General features: G+C 71.3%; 15 protein-coding genes. 4 read left to right on the top strand and 11 right to left on the bottom strand.

Annotated elements, in window-relative coordinates; all coding sequences use genetic code 11:
• Positions 1 to 14: 14 nt before the first annotated feature.
• The 3 genes from C1703_RS28710 to C1703_RS28700 form a co-directional block, all read right to left on the bottom strand.
• On the bottom strand, positions 15 to 353 hold the full coding sequence (locus C1703_RS28710; protein ID WP_030231663.1) for a P-II family nitrogen regulator: 339 nt from the start codon (positions 351 to 353) through the stop codon (positions 15 to 17).
• The gene (locus C1703_RS28705) at positions 350 to 1,693 is read right to left on the bottom strand and encodes an ammonium transporter (RefSeq protein WP_114255545.1); all 1,344 of its coding nucleotides are present in this window, start codon (positions 1,691 to 1,693) and stop codon (positions 350 to 352) included. Before C1703_RS28705 ends, C1703_RS28710 begins: the two co-directional genes overlap by 4 nt.
• Positions 1,694 to 2,027: 334 nt before the next feature.
• Positions 2,028 to 3,524, bottom strand: coding sequence for a hypothetical protein (locus C1703_RS28700; RefSeq protein ID WP_114255544.1), 1,497 nt, complete (start codon positions 3,522 to 3,524; stop codon positions 2,028 to 2,030).
• Between the two features lie 446 nt (positions 3,525 to 3,970).
• Here C1703_RS28700 and C1703_RS28695 point away from each other — a divergent pair, with 446 nt between their 5' ends.
• Positions 3,971 to 4,636, top strand: a complete 666-nt coding sequence (locus tag C1703_RS28695) for a bifunctional DNA primase/polymerase (RefSeq protein WP_114255543.1) — start codon at positions 3,971 to 3,973, stop codon at positions 4,634 to 4,636.
• Positions 4,637 to 4,745: 109 nt separating this feature from the next.
• On the opposite strand, the gene ftsY is transcribed toward C1703_RS28695, so the two are convergent.
• Positions 4,746 to 5,945: a signal recognition particle-docking protein FtsY gene (gene ftsY / locus C1703_RS28690; RefSeq protein ID WP_114255542.1), complete on the bottom strand. Its 1,200-nt coding sequence runs from the start codon at positions 5,943 to 5,945 to the stop codon at positions 4,746 to 4,748.
• Between the two features lie 171 nt (positions 5,946 to 6,116).
• On the opposite strand from ftsY, the gene C1703_RS28685 reads away from it, so the two are divergent.
• A complete protein-coding gene (locus C1703_RS28685) occupies positions 6,117 to 7,088 on the top strand; it encodes an LLM class flavin-dependent oxidoreductase (protein ID WP_114255541.1) in 972 nt (323 codons plus the stop codon).
• A 105-nt stretch (positions 7,089 to 7,193) separates the two neighbouring features.
• Here the strand turns inward: C1703_RS28685 and C1703_RS28680 are convergent, their stop codons facing one another.
• The 4 genes from C1703_RS28680 to C1703_RS28665 form a co-directional block, all read right to left on the bottom strand.
• Positions 7,194 to 8,612, bottom strand: coding sequence for a sugar porter family MFS transporter (locus C1703_RS28680; RefSeq protein WP_114255540.1), 1,419 nt, complete (start codon positions 8,610 to 8,612; stop codon positions 7,194 to 7,196).
• Between the two features lie 223 nt (positions 8,613 to 8,835).
• A complete protein-coding gene (gene smc, locus C1703_RS28675; RefSeq protein ID WP_114255539.1) occupies positions 8,836 to 12,441 on the bottom strand; it encodes a chromosome segregation protein SMC in 3,606 nt (1,201 codons plus the stop codon).
• A gap of 211 nt (positions 12,442 to 12,652) precedes the next feature.
• Positions 12,653 to 12,856 (bottom strand): hypothetical protein, encoded by a 204-nt coding sequence (locus tag C1703_RS28670; protein WP_003993245.1) that lies wholly within the window; start codon positions 12,854 to 12,856, stop codon positions 12,653 to 12,655.
• 381 nt (positions 12,857 to 13,237) lie between these two features.
• Positions 13,238 to 13,519: an acylphosphatase gene (locus C1703_RS28665; protein ID WP_059421923.1), complete on the bottom strand. Its 282-nt coding sequence runs from the start codon at positions 13,517 to 13,519 to the stop codon at positions 13,238 to 13,240.
• Positions 13,520 to 13,699: 180 nt separating this feature from the next.
• Here C1703_RS28665 and C1703_RS28660 point away from each other — a divergent pair, with 180 nt between their 5' ends.
• Positions 13,700 to 14,899: a CAP domain-containing protein gene (locus C1703_RS28660; RefSeq protein ID WP_114255538.1), complete on the top strand. Its 1,200-nt coding sequence runs from the start codon at positions 13,700 to 13,702 to the stop codon at positions 14,897 to 14,899.
• A 15-nt stretch (positions 14,900 to 14,914) separates the two neighbouring features.
• On the opposite strand, the gene C1703_RS28655 is transcribed toward C1703_RS28660, so the two are convergent.
• Positions 14,915 to 15,499: a flavodoxin family protein gene (locus tag C1703_RS28655; protein WP_114255537.1), complete on the bottom strand. Its 585-nt coding sequence runs from the start codon at positions 15,497 to 15,499 to the stop codon at positions 14,915 to 14,917.
• A gap of 107 nt (positions 15,500 to 15,606) precedes the next feature.
• On the opposite strand from C1703_RS28655, the gene C1703_RS28650 reads away from it, so the two are divergent.
• Entirely contained in the window at positions 15,607 to 16,011 is a 405-nt protein-coding gene (locus C1703_RS28650; RefSeq protein WP_114255536.1) for a helix-turn-helix domain-containing protein, read from the top strand.
• Here C1703_RS28650 and mutM read toward each other — a convergent pair.
• Together mutM and rnc are read right to left on the bottom strand one after the other, a co-directional pair.
• A complete protein-coding gene (gene mutM / locus C1703_RS28645) occupies positions 15,984 to 16,844 on the bottom strand; it encodes a bifunctional DNA-formamidopyrimidine glycosylase/DNA-(apurinic or apyrimidinic site) lyase (RefSeq protein WP_114255535.1) in 861 nt (286 codons plus the stop codon). The genes C1703_RS28650 and mutM overlap by 28 nt on opposite strands.
• Positions 16,845 to 16,955: 111 nt before the next feature.
• Positions 16,956 to 17,765 carry a ribonuclease III gene (gene rnc, locus C1703_RS28640; RefSeq protein WP_114255534.1) on the bottom strand — a complete coding sequence of 270 codons (810 nt, stop codon included), beginning with the start codon at positions 17,763 to 17,765 and terminating at the stop codon, positions 16,956 to 16,958.
• Positions 17,766 to 17,792 lie beyond the last annotated feature (27 nt).

The raw sequence follows: 17,792 nt of genomic DNA, 5'->3' as shown, positions 1-17,792 counted from the left end.
TGCGTCAAGGGCCCTCAGAGCGCGTCGGGGCCGCGCTCGCCGGTCCGGACCCGTACGGCCGTCTCGACCGGGATGGACCAGACCTTGCCGTCACCGATCTTGCCGGTGCGGGCCGCCTTGACCACGACGTCGATCAGCTGCTCGGCGTCGTCGTCCTCGACCAGGACCTCGATGCGGATCTTGGGAACCAGGTCGACGGTGTACTCGGCACCGCGGTAGACCTCGGTGTGGCCCCGCTGACGACCGTAGCCGCTGGCCTCGGTGACCGTCAGGCCGTGCACGCCGAAGGCCTGCAGGGCCTCCTTGATCTCGTCGAGCCGGTGCGGCTTGACGACGGCGGTGATGAGCTTCATGCGTCCACCTTCTTGCTCTCGGCGCCGGCCGCTGCGGCCGCGACGGCGGCGGTCTTGGCGGCACCGCCACCGGCGCCGCTGAAGTCGTATGCGGTCTCGGCGTGCTCGGCCTGGTCGATGCCGGCGACCTCGTCGTCCTCGGTGACCCGCATGCCGATGGTCTTGTCGAGGATGAAGGCGAGGATCGCGGAGACGATCAGGGAGTAGGCGAGCACCGCGAAGACACCGGCGCACTGCTTCCAGAACTGGGTCAGGCCGCCGCCGTAGAGGAGGCCCTCCACCGTGGACTGGCCCTTGCCGCTGGCGAAGAGGCCGATGAGCAGGGAGCCGACGACACCACCGACGAGGTGGACACCGACGACGTCGAGCGAGTCGTCGTAGCCGAACTTGTACTTCAGGCCGACGGCCATGGCGCACAGCACACCGGCGATGGCGCCGACGGCGATCGCGCCGAGCGGGGAGACCGCGCCACCGGCCGGGGTGATGGCGACCAGGCCGGCGACCGCGCCGGAGGCGGCGCCCAGCGTGGTGAACGCGCCGTGGCGGATCTTCTCGTAGGCGAGCCAGGCCAGCATGGCGGCGGCGGTGGCGATCTGCGTGTTGACGAACATCAGCGCGCCGACGCCGTCGTCGTTGCCGAGCCAGGAGCCGGCGTTGAAGCCGAACCAGCCGAACCACAGCAGACCGGCACCCAGCATGACCAGCGGCAGGCTGTGCGGGCGCATCGGGTCCTTCTTGAAGCCGACGCGCTTGCCGATGACCAGGATCACACCGAGCGCGGCGGCACCGGCGTTGATGTGGACCGCCGTACCACCGGCGAAGTCGATCACACCCAGCTCGAAGGCCCAGCCGCCGGCGCCCCAGACCCAGTGGGCGACCGGGAAGTAGACGACCGTGGCCCACAGGGCGATGAACAGCGCCCAGGCGCTGAACTTCACGCGGTCCGCGAGGGCACCGCTGATCAGGGCGGGCGTGATGATCGCGAACATCAGCTGGAAGACCAGGAACACGAAGATCGGGATGGTGTAGCCGTCCCACAGCTGCGTCAGGCCGATGTTGCTGAGGCCGACCCAGTCGGAGTTCCAGCCGATGAGGCTGCCGGAGTCGGTGCCGAACGCCATGGAGAAGCCGTACAGCACCCACAGGATGGTGACGATCCCGAGGCTGATGAAGCTCATCATCAGCATGTTCAGGGTGCTCTTGACGCGGACCATGCCTCCGTAGAAGAAGGCCAGGCCCGGGGTCATGAGCATCACCAGGGCGGAACAGATGAGCATGAACCCTGTGTTGGCGGCAGACAGCTTGGGTGCTTCTGCGGCAAGGGTGATGGCTGCTGCCATCGGCGTCTCCTCGTCGTTGGTACGGCCCCGTGCGGGCGAAGCCTCGAGCGGAATGAGGGGTGGGCCGGTTATGCGCCACGAGATTGGCGCAGCGCGGTTTCGGTGGAAGCCCCTCGTTGTTTCGCGGCCGTGACGAAGGCGCCTGCTGTGTTACGCGTCGATGAACTGCCGGATTGCGGGCGCGCCGATCGTTATCGTGGCGCAACCTTCGGTCCGGGGCGGTCCTGGACACATGGGCCGGCCGCGGTCGGCCTTCCGATGACCTGGCATGGGGGAGCCGAGTCGGGCAGTTCGGGAGGGCCGGCCGCGGCCGGGGTCCAGGGGCCGGGCGGTCTCAGACCGCCTCGGCTGTCTCGGGCAGCTCGGCGGCGAGCCGCTCGGTGAGGTCGACCACTTCGCCGAGGTGGCCGAAGTCGCGCGCGGCGGTGTCGACCGTCTTTCGGATACGGGTGTTGACGCGCTCGGAGCGCACCTTCTTGGCGACCTGCATGGCCTGGGCCGCGTAGACCGTGCTCTGCTCGGGCTCGCGCTGGAGGAGGTGCACGGTGGCCATGCCGATCAGGTTCAGCGCATACGACCGCTGGTGCTCGCCGTCCTCGGCGAACAGCTCCACGGCCCGCTTCATGAGGGGCTCGGCCAGCGAGGCGTAGGTCGGGCTGCGGCCGGCTACGTAGGCCAGGTCGCGGTACGAGTGGGAGTTCTCGCCGTAGAGCTCGGCCTCGGAGAAGAAGCGGATCCAGTCGGGGTCCGGCTCGTCCCACTCGTCGGCCTCGGCGAAGGTGTCCTCGGCCATCCGCACCGCCCGCTTGCACTTGCCGGGCTGCCCCATGTTGGCGTAGGCGCGGGCCTCCATCGCATACAGCATCGACTGGGTGCGCGGGCTCGCGCAGTCCCGGCTGCCGTACTGCGCGAGGTGGATCAGCTCCAGCGCGTCGTCGGGCCGGCCGAGGTGGATCATCTGGCGGCTCATGCTGGACAGGACGTAGGAGCCCAGCGGCCGGTCACCGGCCTCCTTGGCGGCATGGAGCGCGAGGACGAAGTACTTCTGCGCGGTCGGCTGCAGCCCGATGTCGTACGACATCCAGCCGGCCAGCTCGGCCAGCTCGGCGGCGACCTTGAACAGGCGCCGGGTGGTGGCCTCGGGCTGGGGTTCCTGGAGCAGGTCGGTCACCTCGTGCAGCTGGCCGACGACCGCCTTGCGGCGCAGGCCGCCGCCGCACTGGGCGTCCCACTGGCGGAACATGACCGTCGTGGACTCCAGCAGGTCCAGCTCCGGCTTGGAGAGCCGGCCGCGGGCGCGCCCCGCCCCGGCCGCGAGGTCGGGCTCGGAACGCGGCGCCGGGGGCGCGGGGACGAGCCAGCGCTGCATCGGCTCGATGAGGGCCGGGCCCGCGGACAGGGCCAGCGAGCTCCCGAGGAAGCCGCGCCGCGCCAGCATCAGGTCGCTGCGCGAGAACTCGCTGAGGAGGGCCACGGTCTGCGGGCCCGTCCAGGGCAGGTCGACGCCGGTCGCGGAGGGTGACTGACGCGCCGTGCGCAGCCCCAGGTCCTCGACGGAGACGACGACGCCGAAGCGCTCCGAGAACAGCTCGGAGAGGATCCTGGGGATCGGCTCGCGGGGGTTCTCGCCGTCGAGCCAGCGGCGCACGCGCGAAGTGTCGGTGGAGATGTGATTGGCGCCCAACTGCCGTGCCCTGCGGTTGACCTGGCGGGCGAGCTCGCCCTTGGACCAGCCGCTGCGCACGAACCAGGAGGTGAGCAGCTCGTTCGGGCGCTTGTCAGTGTGCGTCGCGTGTGCAGCGTTCGTTCCGCTTCCGCCGTTGCCGCTCACTGGAACGCCCCCATCCCTGAGACCACTTGTCGCCGAGTGCGCCAAGCCCTATCAGCATGCCGGTTCGTACGGCCGTCCGCCCGGTCCTTGTCACCCTTCGAACGGAAAGCCGACTTGCCTCCGGCATACCCACGAGTGCATGTGCCCCCAGGACTCGTGCACACAAAGTAATCCTACGATCACCCGTCCAGCCACGGCTCACACGGAAACGCCACCATTCGCCACCCCATCGAATGAACTCACGTACACCTGCGCGCGATTCACTTGACACAGGACACCCAGGAGCGGGTGCAGCGATGCACTCGGGGGCGCGTGTCGTCGGGTGCACCACCCCGAGGCGCTTCCGGGCGCCGAGTGAACCGGCCGCCGCCGGGAAGGCGGAAACGGAGAGTCACGCGCCGCGTCCGCTGCGTAACCATGGGTGCGTCGGACCCGTTGGAGGGGGTATGGGCTTCACGATCGGCATCAGCCGGGGCATGCGCGACATCCGGACCGGCTCGCGCCGCCGCAGCCGCACGTCGGACGGCACCGCCGTGGCCGAGTACACCGGGCTGTGGGGCTGGGACGTGGTACCGGGCGCCCGGGCGTCGGCGGGCGCCTGCTCGTGCGGCCGCCGCGACTGCCCGGCTCCGGGCGCGCACCCGCTGGACTTCGCCCCGGTGATCCCCGCCGGGGCGACGCTCGACGACGTGACGGAGACCTGGGGCGAGTTCCCCGGCGCCTCGGTGATGCTGCCGGTCGGCCGGGCCTTCGACGTCATCGAGGTGGCCGAACCGGCCGGCTGCCGCGCCCTGGCCCGGCTGGAGCGCATGGGCCTGCCCGTCGGCCCGGTCGCGGCCACCCCGGACGGCCGCGCCCACTTCTTCGTCGCCCCCGGGGCCGCCGCCGACCTGCCCGGGCTGCTCTACCGCATGGGCTGGGACGACCCGGACGCCCTCGACCTGCGCGGCCTCGGCCCCGGCACGCACATCACGGCGCCGCCCTCGGACCGCGGCGGCCTCGGCCCCGTCCGCTGGCTGCGCTCCCCCGCCCTGGACTCCGCGTCCCGCCCGCCGGAGGCCCGCCTGGTGCTGGGCACGCTGGCGTACGTGGCCCATCGCTCACGCGCGTAGCGGCGGCCAGGGCACAGAGCGAAGCGCCCGTCCCCGACTGCACCTCGGGGGCGGGCGCTTCTCGCGCAGGTACGGTTCTTCGCAGGTCGTGCCGCGGCTGGTGCCGAGCTCACTCCCCGATAAGGGCGTCAACGAACGCCTCCGGCTCGAACGGCGCGAGGTCGTCCGCGCCCTCGCCGAGCCCGACCAGCTTGACCGGGACGCCCAGCTCGCGCTGGACCGCGACGACGATGCCGCCCTTGGCCGTGCCGTCGAGCTTGGTGAGGACGATGCCCGTGATGTCGACGACCTCGGCGAAGACCCGGGCCTGGACCAGGCCGTTCTGGCCGGTGGTGGCGTCGAGGACGAGCAGCACCTCGTCGACCGGGGCCTGCTTCTCCACGACCCGCTTGACCTTGCCGAGCTCGTCCATGAGGCCGGTCTTGGTGTGCAGGCGGCCGGCGGTGTCGATGAGCACGACGTTCGCGCCCATCTCCTTGCCCTCCTTGACCGCGTCGAAGGCCACGGAGGCCGGGTCGCCGCCCTCCGGCCCGCGCACGGTGTGGGCGCCGACGCGCTCGCCCCAGGTCTGGAGCTGGTCGGCGGCGGCGGCCCGGAAGGTGTCGGCGGCGCCGAGCACCACGCTCTGGCCGTCGGCGACCAGGACGCGGGCGAGCTTGCCGGTGGTGGTGGTCTTGCCGGTGCCGTTGACGCCGACGACCATCACGATGCCGGGCTTGCGGTCCTCCGGCTCGGTCTTGACCGCGCGGTCCATGTCGCGGCCGACCAGCGTGATGAGCTCCTCGCGGAGCAGGGTGCGCAGCTCCTCGGGGGTGCGGGTGCCGAGCACCTTCACGCGCTCGCGCAGCCGCTCGACCAGCTCCTGGGTGGGCTGCACGCCGACGTCGGCGGTGAGCAGCGTGTCCTCGATCTCCTCCCAGGTGTCCTCGTCGAGGTGCTCGCGGGACAGCAGGGTCAGCAGGCCCTTGCCCAGGGCGTTCTGCGAGCGGGAGAGCCGGGCCCGCAGCCGGACCAGACGGCCCGCGGTGGGCTCCGGGACCTCGATCTCGGGAGCCTCGGCGGGCGGCTCCTCGACGACGACCGGAGCCGAGCCGTCCGGAAGATCCACCTCCTCTATCGTGCGCCGCGGTTCCTCCCGCGGCGTCTCGGCCTCGTCGCCGACGTGCGGCTCGGCCGGTGGGGCGGTGATGTCGGGCGCCGCGGGCGGGGGCGGCGGCAGCTGCTTCTTGCGCCGGCTGCCGACGATGAGCCCGCCGAGCGCGCCGAGCACGACCACGGCGATGACTACAGCAAGGATGACGATGTCCATAACGCGTCCAGTATCAGTCATGGGGCCCCGGGTCACCCTGCTTGTACCGCCCCGAAGGGCCGGGGGCCGCCGGATCTCCACACCCCTGGATGTCTGACGTCCCGTCAGCTAACGTCCCCCGGACACCCGCCGGTGAAGCCGAGCCCCCGCCCGGTGAAGGGAGACGCCGCCATGCCCGTCACGGTCGCACGCTTCAACCTCGTCGCTCCCGGGGCCTCCCCCGCCGAGCTGGGCGCCCGCTACCGGGCGGCCCTGGAGATGGCCGCGTACGCCGACGACCGGGGCGTCACCACGGTGCAGACGGAGGAGCACCACGGGGCGGAGAACAACTGGCTGCCGTCGCCGTTCGCCTTCGCGGGAGCCGTCTTCGGCGCGACCCGGCGTGTCGCGGTCACCGTCTCGGCGATCATCGGCCCGCTGCACGACCCGCTGCGGCTCGCCGAGGAGATCGCCGTGCTGGACCTGCTGAGCGGCGGCCGGCTGGTGACGGTCGCCGGGATCGGGTACCGGCCGGAGGAGTACGAGCAGTTCGGGGTGGACTTCGCCCGGCGCGGCAGGCTCCAGGACGAGCTGCTGGAGACGCTGCTGAAGGCATGGACGGGCGAGCCCTTCCCCTACCGGGGCCGCACGGTCCGGATCACCCCGCGCCCGTTCACCGACCCCCATCCCCTGCTCCTGGTCGGCGGCTCCTCCAGGGCCGCCGCCCGCCGGGCCGCCCGGCTCGGCCTGCCCTTCTTCCCCAGCGCGCACCTGCCGGAGCTGGAGACGTACTACAAGGAGCTGCTCGTCGAGTACGGCACCGAGGGCTGGGTCATGATGCCGGCGGCCGAGACGCCCCTGCTGCACGTGGCCGAGGATCCGGACCGGGCCTGGGCGGAGTACGGCCGGCACTTCCTGCACGAGGCGCGGACGTACGCCGCCTGGCAGTCGGGCGGGGTGCGCTCGGCGGTGAAGTCGGCCGCGACGACCGTCGAGGAACTGCGCGCGGAGGGCGTGTACCGGATCCTCACGCCGGAGCAGTGCGCGGGGCTGGGGCTGGGCTCCTACGTCCTGCACCCGCTGGCGGGCGGCATGCCGGTGGAGGAGGGGTGGCGGAGTCTGCAGCTGTTCTGCGAGCAGGTGCTGCCCGGGCTCGCGGCATGAGACCGCCGCCCCGGCTCGGGCAGTGGCCGAACCGGGGCGGCGGCGGGTTACGGGGAGAGGGGCAGCGGGGACTTTGGCCCTCCTCCCCGAGTGCGCGGGACGGGCTCAGCCCATCTCCTCCAGGGCCTTGCCCTTCGTCTCCTTGACGAACTTCAGGACGAACGGGATCGAGAGCGCGGCGAACGCCGTGTAGATCACGTACGTCGCGGACAGGTTCCAGTCGGCCAGCGACGGGAAGCTCGCGGTGATGGCCCAGTTGGCGATCCACTGCGCGGCGGCGGCCACGCCCAGGGCGGCGGCGCGGATCCGGTTGGGGAACATCTCGCCGAGCATGACCCAGACGACCACACCCCAGGACAGGGCGAAGAAGAGGACGAAGACGTGCGCGGCGATCAGGGCGATCCAGCCCTGCGCGGCGGGCAGCTTGCCGTCGACCAGGTGGTACGAGAACGCCCAGGCCTCCAGGGCGAGGCCGATGACCATGCCGACCGAGCCGATGATCGCGAGCGGCCTGCGGCCGATGCGGTCGACGAAGATCATCGCGATGACGGTGCCGACGATGTTGATGATCGACGTCGTGAAGGAGTAGAAGAACGAGTCCGTCGGGTCGACGCCGACCGACTGCCACAGCGTCGAGGAGTAGTAGAACGCGACGTTGATGCCGACGAACTGCTGGAAGACCGACAGGCCGATACCGATCCAGACGATCGGCTTGAAGAAGAAGCTGCCGCCGAGCAGGTCCTTGAAGCTGGAGCGGTGCTCGCTCTTCATGGCGCCCTCGATCTCGGCGACACGGGCGTCCAGGTCGACGTCCTTGCCCTCGACCTCGGTGAGGATCTCGCGGGCGCGCTCGTGCTTGCCGACGGAGATCAGGAAGCGCGGGGACTCCGGGATGGCGAAGGAGAGCAGCCCGTAGAGGACGGCCGGGACGACCATGACGCCGAGCATGACCTGCCAGGCCTCCAGGCCCATCAGCTTGCCGCGCTGGTCGCCGTCGGCGGCGTTCAGCAGACCCCAGTTGACCAGCTGTGACACGGCGATGCCGATGACGATCGCGGCCTGCTGGAAGGAGCCGAGCCGGCCGCGGTAGGCGGGCGGGGCGACCTCGGCGATGTAGGCCGGGCCGATCACGGAGGCCATGCCGATGGCGAAGCCGCCGACGACGCGCCAGAAGGCGAGGTCGTACAGCGCGAAGGGCAGCGCGGAGCCGACGGCGCTGATCGTGAAGAGGATCGCCGCGATCTGCATGCACCGGATGCGGCCGATGCGGTCGGCTATGCGGCCGGCGGTCGCGGCGCCGATGGCGCAGCCGATCAGGGCGATGGCGATGACCTGGGCGAGGGCCGCGGAGCCGACGTCGTAGCGGTCACGGATGGCCTCGACGGCGCCGTTGATCACGGAACTGTCGTAGCCGAAGAGGAAACCGCCCATCGCGGCCGCCGCCGCGATGAAGATGACGTGCCCGAGATGATCGGGATGAGCCGTCCTGGCTCCTGACTGGGGTGCCTGCGCTGTGCTGGTCACGTGTACTCCTCGGGCCACCGGCAACGCTGCCGGAGGGGGTCAGCCCTTCGAGGTGCCACCTGAAGGTACCTGAAGGTAAAAGGAACGTTGCCGAGACTATGCCTTCAAGTTTCGAAGTCAATAGGGCGCCTGCTGTGAATCTGAGGCAGGGGTGTGGCAGCGATGTGTTCAATAAATGAAGTCAGCCAGAGTCGCAGGTGAGAAGGGTGTACACCGCACCCATCTAGCGGAGGCGCTGCGAGATGACCTTCGACACACCGTCGCCCTGCATGGAGACGCCGTACAGCGCGTCGGCGACCTCCATGGTGCGCTTCTGGTGCGTGATCACGATCAGCTGGGACGCCTCCTGCAGCTCCTGCATGATCCGGATGAGCCGCTGGAGGTTGGTGTCGTCGAGGGCGGCCTCGACCTCGTCCATGACGTAGAACGGGCTGGGCCGTGCCTTGAAGATCGACACGAGCAGCGCGACGGCCGTCAGCGACCGCTCCCCGCCGGAGAGCAGCGACAGCCGCTTGACCTTCTTGCCCGGCGGCCGGGCCTCGACGTCCACGCCCGTGGTGAGCATGTTGTCGGGGTCGGTCAGCACCAGTCGCCCCTCACCACCGGGGAAGAGCCGGCTGAAGACGCCCTCGAACTCCCGGGCGGTGTCCCGGTAGGCCTCGGTGAAGACCTGCTCGACGCGCTCGTCCACCTCCTTGACGACCTGGAGCAGGTCGGCGCGGGTCTTCTTCAGGTCCTCCAGCTGCTCGCTGAGGAACTGGTGGCGTTCCTCCAGCGCCGCGAACTCCTCCAGGGCGAGCGGGTTCACCTTGCCGAGCTGCTGGTAGGCGCGCTCGGCGGCCTTGAGGCGTTTTTCCTGCTCGGCCCTGACGAACGGCCTCGGCTGGTTGCGCGGGTGCTCGGGGTCCTCCGGCAGCTCCTCGCCCTCGGCGGGGGGCGAGGGCGGCACGAGCTGGTGCGGACCGTAGTCCGCCATGAGCCCGGCCGGTTCGACACCCAGCTCCTCCAGCGCCTTGGTCTCCAGCTGCTCGATCCGCAGCCGCTTCTCGGCGCCGAGTACCTCGCCGCGGTGGACCGAATCCGTCAACTTGTCGAGTTCCGCCTTGAGATCGCGCCCCTCGGTGCGGGCGCGGGCGAGTTCCTGCTCGCGCCGGGCCTTGGCGGCCTCGGCGGCGGTGCGCTCCTCGTCGGCGCGGGCGACGGACACCTCGACGTGCGCGAGCAGCTGCCGGGCGCCGGAGGCGACGGCCTCCGCCACGGCCGCCTCGTGCCGCAGCCGGGCCCGCCGCTGCTCGGCACGCGCGCGTGCCTCACGTTCCGCGCGGGCGGCCCGGTCCAGGGAGTCGGCCCGCCCTGCCAGGCCCTTGACCCGTTCCTCGTGCGTACGGACCTGGAGCCGGGCCTCCATCTCGGTCTGGCGGGCGTTGGCACCGTCGGCGGCGAGCCGGTCCCGCACGGCGGTGTCGGGCTCCTCCTCGATCGGCATCTCCTCGGCGACGGCGAGCCGCTCGGCGAGTTCCTCGACCTCCTGGAGTGCCTTGTCGAGGGCCTCCTGGGCACGGGCCGCGGCGGCGGTGGCGCGTTCCGCCTCTCCGGTGGCGCCGCGTGCCTGTCCCGCCAGCCGCCCGAGCTGCTGGGCGACGGCCGACTTCTCCCGGTCGGCGGCCCTGCGCCGCTCCCCCAGCTCCTCGACCAGCGCGGCGCACTCCTTGCGCCGCTCGACGGCCTCCTGCTGGGCCTCGGTCAGCTCCTCGCAACGGACAGCGAGCTCTTCCAGCTCGGCTGCGGCCTCGTCGACGGAGGCCTGTACTTCGAGGAGGCTGGGGGCGCCTGCGGAGCCGCCGTGGGCGAAGTGGGCGCCGAGGAGGTCGCCCTCGGCGGTGACGGCGGTGAGGTCCGGGTGGGTGTAGACGAGGCTTTCCGCGTCCTCGAGGGTGTCGACCACGACGATGCCGTGCAGGAGCCGCCTGACGGCGGGCATGAGGTCCGTGGGGCCGCGGACCAGGTCTGCGGCGTAGGTGTGGCGGACGTCCGCGGCGCCGTCGTGGCTGGTCGCGCCCACGCGGCGGCAGCCGCACGTCTGATGCGGCCCCGCGCCCCTGAGGGCGTCATCTCCTGCCAGGAGCAGGGTGGCCCTGCCACCGTCCTGTTTGCGGAGGAGTCGGATCGCGTCGGCCGCGGATGCCGGGGACGTGACCGCGATGGCGTCCGCCGCCGCCCCGAACGCGGCGGCCAGGGCCACCTCGTGGCCCGGGGTCACCGTCAGGAGTTCCGCCGCCGGGCCGAGCAGGCCGGAGAGGCGGTCCTTGGCCGCGAGCAGTATCCCGGTGCCGTCCTTGCGGCGCAGGCCGAGGGCCAGGGCCTCGTGCCGGGCCTGGGTCGCGGCGCGCCGGCGTTCCGCCGCCGTGGCGGCCTCCCGGGCTGCCGTGAGGGCTGCCTCGGCCTCGGTGAGCTGCTGTTTCGCGGCCTCGTGCTGCTCGGCGAGTTCGACGTCGCCGGCGTCCAGGCCGTCGACCTCGGCCTGGAGGGCCTCGTACTCCTCCTGAGCGGTGACGGCACGTTCCTGCGCCTCGTCGCGGGCAGCCGCCAGGCGTTCGATCTCGGCCTGGGCGGAGGCGGCACGGGAGCGGGCCGCGTTGACCTGGCCGCTGAGCCGGGCCAGGCCCTCGCGCCGGTCGGCGATGGCGCGGGCGGCGTCCTTCAGTCGCCGTTCCTCCTGGGCCAGTTCGCGTTCCAGCTCGGCGCGGTGGGCGACCGTGTCCTCCAGGGCGCGCTCGGCCGCCTCCAGGGCCGCCTCCAGCTCGGCCTCCTGTTCGCGGACGCGGGCGGCCTCGCGCTCCAGGTCCTCGGGGTCGCGGCCGCGCCGCTCCTCGGGGGGCGCGGAGGTGGCGCTCTTCACGCGGGCGTCGGCCAACGAGATCGTGCCGCGCACCCGCTCGGCGAGCTGGGAGAGCTCGTACCAGGTCTGCTGGGCGCGTTGCAGGCGCGGTGTGAGCTGCCGTACCTCGTCCTCCAGCAGGGCCTCGCGCTGGAGCGCCCGGCGCAGCTCCTGCTCGGCGGCCTCCTTGCGTTCCTTCAGCGCGGCCTCGTCGGCGACCTCGGCCTGGAGGGCCTCCCGGAGCCGGACGAGGTCGTCGGCGAGCAGCCGCAGCCGGGCGTCGCGCAGGTCGGCCTGGATGACGGCGGCCCTGCGCGCGACGGCGGCCTGGCGGCCGAGGGGCTTGAGCTGGCGGCGCAGCTCGTCGGTGAGGTCCTGCACGCGCGCGAGGTTGGCCTGCATCGCGTCCAGCTTGCGCAGCGCCTTCTCCTTGCGCTTGCGGTGCTTGAGGACGCCGGCGGCCTCCTCGATGAAGGCGCGGCGGCCCATGGGATCGGCGTGCAGCACGGAGTCGAGCTGGCCCTGCCCGACGATGACGTGCATCTCGCGGCCGATGCCGGAGTCGGAGAGCAGTTCCTGGATGTCGAGGAGACGGCAGGTGTCGCCGTTGATCTGGTACTCGCTGCCGCCGTTGCGGAACATGATCCGCGTGATGGTGACCTCGGCGTACTCGATGGGCAGGGCCCCGTCGGAGTTGTCGATGGTCAGGGACACCTCGGCGCGGCCCAGGGGCGGGCGGCCGGTGGTGCCGGCGAAGATGACGTCCTCCATCTTGCCGCCGCGCAGCGACTTGGCGCCCTGCTCGCCCATGACCCAGCTGAGCGCGTCGACGACGTTGGACTTGCCCGAGCCGTTCGGTCCGACGACGCACGTGATCCCCGGCTCGAACCGGAGGGTGGTGGCCGAGGCGAACGACTTGAACCCGCGGAGGGTCAGGGCCTTGAGGTGCACGCCGCCGGACTCTACCGCCCGGGTTCGTCTCACTCCATGAACCCACGGTTTCGCCGCTGAACGCGCAGGGCACACCAGACGTTAAAGACGGTGAAAGGATGCGCGGGGAAAGAAAGAAGGGACGCCTAGGGCGTCCCTTGCACTTCTGACAACTCAGCGGTTGTGACGGGCGGCCCGACCACTGCTGTGCTGTTGTGGAGCGATGCAGTGATCAGGTGAGCGCAGGCTCCGCCTGGTGTGCGTCAACGCTCTCCATGATCCTGTCGTGAGAAGCGGCAGCCGTCAGCGCTTCGTTCTCCGCCTGGATCCGTACGAGCTCGGATTCCAGGTCCTGGACGCGCTGCTGGAGCCGTCGCATCTCGGCGAGGAGTCGAGGGTCGGAGCCGCCGACGTAACCGAGAAGCGCCTTTGCCATGATGGATGGTCCTCCACAATGAGTGACCGACCGATGCGGTGTGGGTCGTGAGGGATTCGCACCCGCCCTGCCTGGCAGGCCTGGAGTTGTGCTGCCGTTCAGCCATGCCAAACAGCTAAGGTGCGCGGGGTGCTTTCAGCGTCTCACCAAAAAGTTTGACGGTCAACACGATCACGCCCCGTATTGGCGGGCGACCCGGGCGCACACGGCCGGGAACGGCGGTGCGGCGGCTTCTGCGGGGCCCTCGGGGCGTGGCGATCATCCTTGCGTGCGGAGCCTGCCAAGGCAAGCGGTTCTGGCAATCACCAGCAAGTTTCCCTGCGGGGCGACGGCCCGCGGCCTGTCCGTGGGCGCCCCCTTGGGCCGCCCGGCGGCACGGGGTCAGCGGATGGCGAAGCCCTCGTAGCCGCCGCGAGGTGTGTCCCAGATCTCGGTGACACCGTCCACGCGGCCGGGCGTGTCGTCACTCCGGAGCCATTCCAGAAGGCCTTCACAGCCCTCCCGTGCGCCCTCCGCGACCACTTGGACCCGTCCGTCGCCCAGATTGAGAGCAAAACCACTCAGGCCGCCGATCTCCAGGGCCTTGGCCCGGGTGAACCAGCGGAAACCCACACCTTGGACGCGTCCCCGCACCCAGGCGACCAGTCGCACATCCTCGCTCATGACTGCAACCTAACCGCACGATCTTCCTCCGGGCACTTCCTCCACTTGCGCCATGCGGTACCGTCCCCCCTCAACGAATCTCATATGAAACTCACACGATCGAGTGAGTTTGGTGTTGATCTCGAGGACGAGTGTTGATCTCGAGGACGAGTCGACCGCCAGGACGAGGAAGGCCAGGACATGGGACGCCACCGACGCTCCGCCGCCGGCCGCGCCGCCACGGGGATCACGCGGGCCGACGGCGCCGCGGAGGGCCACGACCCGCTGCACTCCACCGCGGAAGACGCCCCGACGATGGGCACCGCGCCCTACCTGAACCCGGAGGCGTACGCCGAGAGCTACGCGAAGAGCGAGGCCTACCTGTTCGGGGCGGAGGCGTCCGCAGCGGGTGACCGCTACGAGGACACGGCCGTCTTCGCGAGCGACGGTCTCACGCGGGACGGCTTCTCGAGTGATGGCTTCGCGGGTGACGGCTTCGCGAGCGACGGCTTCGCGGGGGACCGTTTCACGCCCGACGGCGGCGTCCGCCGCGCCGGTGCGCACCGCCGCCGGAAGAAGGCCGCGCGCCCGATGCGCACCGGGCTGCTCGGCGTGTCCGCCGCGGTCGCCCTCGGCACGGTCGCGGTCGCCACGGGCGCGGTGCCCGGCCTCGAGAACTACAAGCTCGGCGGCACCAACGGCGCCGACAAGGTGCAGGCCGGGGACACGCCGACGAACACCCCGATCGAGCAGGGCGGCACCTCCGGCAGCGCCGACAGCCGGGGCGGCGTCCCCACCAGCCGGGACGCCGAGCGCTCCGCCTCCCCGTCGCCGTCCGCGTCGAAGTCCTCCGCCGCGCCGACGAAGACGCCGGAGAAGCCGGAGAAGTCGGACAAGGCACAGGAGAAGACCCCGGAGAAGAAGCAGCCGGCGGCCACCCCCGACGAGAAGCCGGACAACACGCCGTCCCGCACGGCCACCAAGGCGCCGCGGAAGCCCAGCGCCTCCGCCGCGCTCTCCGGGGAGTCCGCCGCCGCGGCCCAGGTGCTCGCGCTGGTGAACGACGAGCGGGCCAAGGTGGGCTGCAGCCCGCTCGCCGCGAACAGCGCGCTGACCGAGCTGGCCCAGAACTACAGCGAGGACATGGCCGCGCGCGGCTTCTTCGACCACACCGACCCGGACGGGCGGACGCCGTGGGACCGGGCCGAGAAGGCCGGCATATCCAACCTCGGCGGCGAGAACATAGCCCGCGGCCAGGCCGACGCCGCGGCGGTGATGGACGCCTGGATGAACAGCCCCGGCCACCGCGCCAACATCCTGAACTGCGACTTCAAGACACTGGGCGTCGGCGTCGAGTTCGGCTCCGGCGGCCCCTGGTGGACCCAGAACTTCGGCTACTGAAGCCCCGCACGGGGCTCAGGCGGCGGCCAGGCCCCTGAGGAAGACCCTGGCCGTCTCCGTCACGCGGCGGCCCAGCTGCTCGGCCGTGGCGATGTCGGCCTTGTGGACGGCGTCGGGGCCCTCGTCGGCGTTGGTCTGGGCGGCGGCGCCGGTGAAGACGCCGAGGCGGTTCAGGTCGTGCTCGGAGCCGGTGCTGCTGTTCCAGCCCGGGAGCAGGCCGAGGTTGACCCAGTGCATGCCGAGCTGCGCGGCGAGGATCTGGAAGTACTGCAGGGTGTGCAGCTTGTCGCCGCTCTTGGAGGCGGAGTTGGTGAAGCCGGCGGCCAGCTTGTCCTTCCACGCCTGGGTGGCCCAGCGCTTCGAGGTGGCCTCCGCGAAGACGTGGAAGGCACCGGACGCGGTGCCCATGTAGGTCGGCGATCCGAACACGATGGCGTCCGAGCGGTCGAGGACCGCCCACTGCTCCTCGGTGATCTCGTCGACCTTGATCAGGTGCACCTCGGCACCGGCCGCGACGGCACCGGCCCGGACGGCCTCGGCGATGACGGCGGTGTGGCCGTAGCCGGAGTGGTAGGCGAGGGAGACAACAGGGGTGGTCACGTACGTACTCCTGAAATAGGCAGGCCAGAAACAATGACCAAAGGAAAGCACTAACTCTCGGTTAGTGCAACCTGTCGGTTAGCGCTGCGCTGGCGTAGGCTGGGCATATGACCACCACCCAGGAGCGCGCGGAAGGGCTCGACGACCTTCCGTACAACGTGTTCGCCAAGGCCTGTCCCTCGCGCGGCACGCTGGAGCACGTCACGGGCCGCTGGGGCGGACTCACGCTGGGCGCCCTGTACGAGGGCTCGCTGCGCTTCAACGAGCTGCGCCGCCGGGTCGACGGCGTCAGCGAGAAGATGCTCTCCCAGACGCTGCACGCGCTGGAGCGCGACGGCCTGGTGCACCGCGAGGCGCAGCCCACCAATCCGCCCCGGGTGGACTACGAGCTGACGCCGCTGGGGCGCGGGGTCGCCGAACGGCTGCTGAGCCTCATCCACTTCGTGGAGGGGCGGATGGACGACGTGCTGGCGGCGCGCGAGCGTTACGACGAGACGCGCGGCGCCCGCTGACACTGCGGGCAGAAGTAGCTCGACCGGTTCATCCAGGCCCGGCGGCGCATGGGCGTGCCGCAGCGCCGGCAGGGCAGGCCCTCACGCCCGTAGGCGTCGAGGGACCGGTCGAAGTAGCCCGACTCGCCGTTGACGTTGACGTAGAGGCTGTCGAAGCTGGTGCCGCCCACGGCGAGGGCCGCGTTCATCACGTCCCGGACATGGCCCAGGAGCAGCAGGGTGCGGGGGCGGGTGAAGGTCGCGGTCGGGCGCTCGTAGTGGATGCGGGAGCGCCACAGGGCCTCGTCCGCGTAGATGTTGCCGACGCCGCTGATCAGCGACTGGTCGAGCAGGGCCCGTTTGATCGTGGTCCGCTTGCGGCGCAGCGCCTGGTGGAAGGCCTCGTCGTCGAAGAGCGGGTCGAGCGGGTCCCGGGCGATGTGCGCGATGACGTCGGGCAGCCCGTCCACGGTGTTCTCGTGGAGCGACAGGCCGCCGAAGGTGCGCTGGTCGACGAAGCGGAGTTCGGTGTCCAGGGTGTCGGTGAAGCGGACGCGGATGCGCAGGTGCTTCTCGTCCGGGGCGGTGTGCGGCTGGACCAGCAGCTGGCCGCTCATGCCGAGGTGGGCCAGGATCGACTGGTCCGTGTCCTCCAGGGGCAGCCACAGGTACTTGCCGCGACGGCTCGGGACGCCGATGCGGTGGCCCTTGAGGCGGTGCGCGAAGTCGTCGGCGCCGGCGAGGTGGCGACGCACCGCGCGCGGGTGCAGCACCTCGGCCTCGGCGACGGTCCGGTGGGCGACCCACCGCTCCAGACCGCGCCGGACGACCTCGACCTCGGGCAACTCGGGCATGGGATCCCCCGTCACGAACGTGCGGACGACCCGAGCGCCCGCCCCCGGGCAGGGGCGGGCGCTCGGGTGCGCTGTGCTGTGGCCGGACGCCCACTGCGGGCGGCCGGCTCGTCAGCCGTCGACGGTGCTGCCGTCGACGGCCGTGTGGGCGGCCTGGGCCGCCGCCGTCCGCGTCTCCTCGGCGGCCTTCGCCGCCTTGGCGCGCTCGTCCGCGGCGGCCCGGATGGACCGCCAGGCGGACTCGGCGGCCTGCTGCTCCGCCTCCTTCTTGCTGCGGCCGGTGCCGGTGCCGTACGAGACGCCTCCGACGCGGGCGGCAGCAGTGAAGGTCTTCTCGTGGTCGGGGCCGGTCTCCGTGACCAGGTACTCGGGGACGCCGAGCCCCTCGGTCGCGGTGAGCTCCTGGAGACTGGTCTTCCAGTCCAGGCCGGCTCCGAGGTTCGAGGACTTCTCGATCAGGGGGTCGAACAGGCGGTGCACCAGCTCCGCCGCCGAGTCCAGTCCCTGGTCGAGGTAGACCGCGCCGATCACCGCTTCCAGGGTGTCGGCCAGGATGGACGCCTTGTCCCGCCCGCCCGTGCCCTCTTCACCGCGGCCGAGCCGGATGAAGGAGCCCAGGTCGAGCCCGCGGCCCACCTCGGCGAGCGCACGCGAGTTCACCACCGCGGCCCGCAGCTTGGCCAGCTGGCCTTCTGGCAGGTCGGGGTGGGTGCGGTACAGCGTGTCCGTGACCACGAGGCCGAGGACGGAGTCCCCGAGGAACTCCAGGCGCTCGTTGGTCGGCAGACCGCCGTTCTCGTATGCGTACGACCGGTGGGTCAGTGCGCGCACCAGAAGGGCGGACTCGACCTTGTAGCCGAGCCGCCCTTCCAGAAGCGTGTGGGACGAGGCCTGGTTGTCCGCCGGAGCACTCCCGCTCACGCGGGAAGACTTGTTCTTAGGCGTGGA

Source organism: Streptomyces sp. Go-475, from assembly GCF_003330845.1.
In the GTDB taxonomy this organism is placed as follows: domain Bacteria; phylum Actinomycetota; class Actinomycetes; order Streptomycetales; family Streptomycetaceae; genus Streptomyces.
The sequence above is the reverse complement of the archived record's forward strand: the minus strand, read 5'-3'. Positions and strand labels throughout refer to the sequence as shown.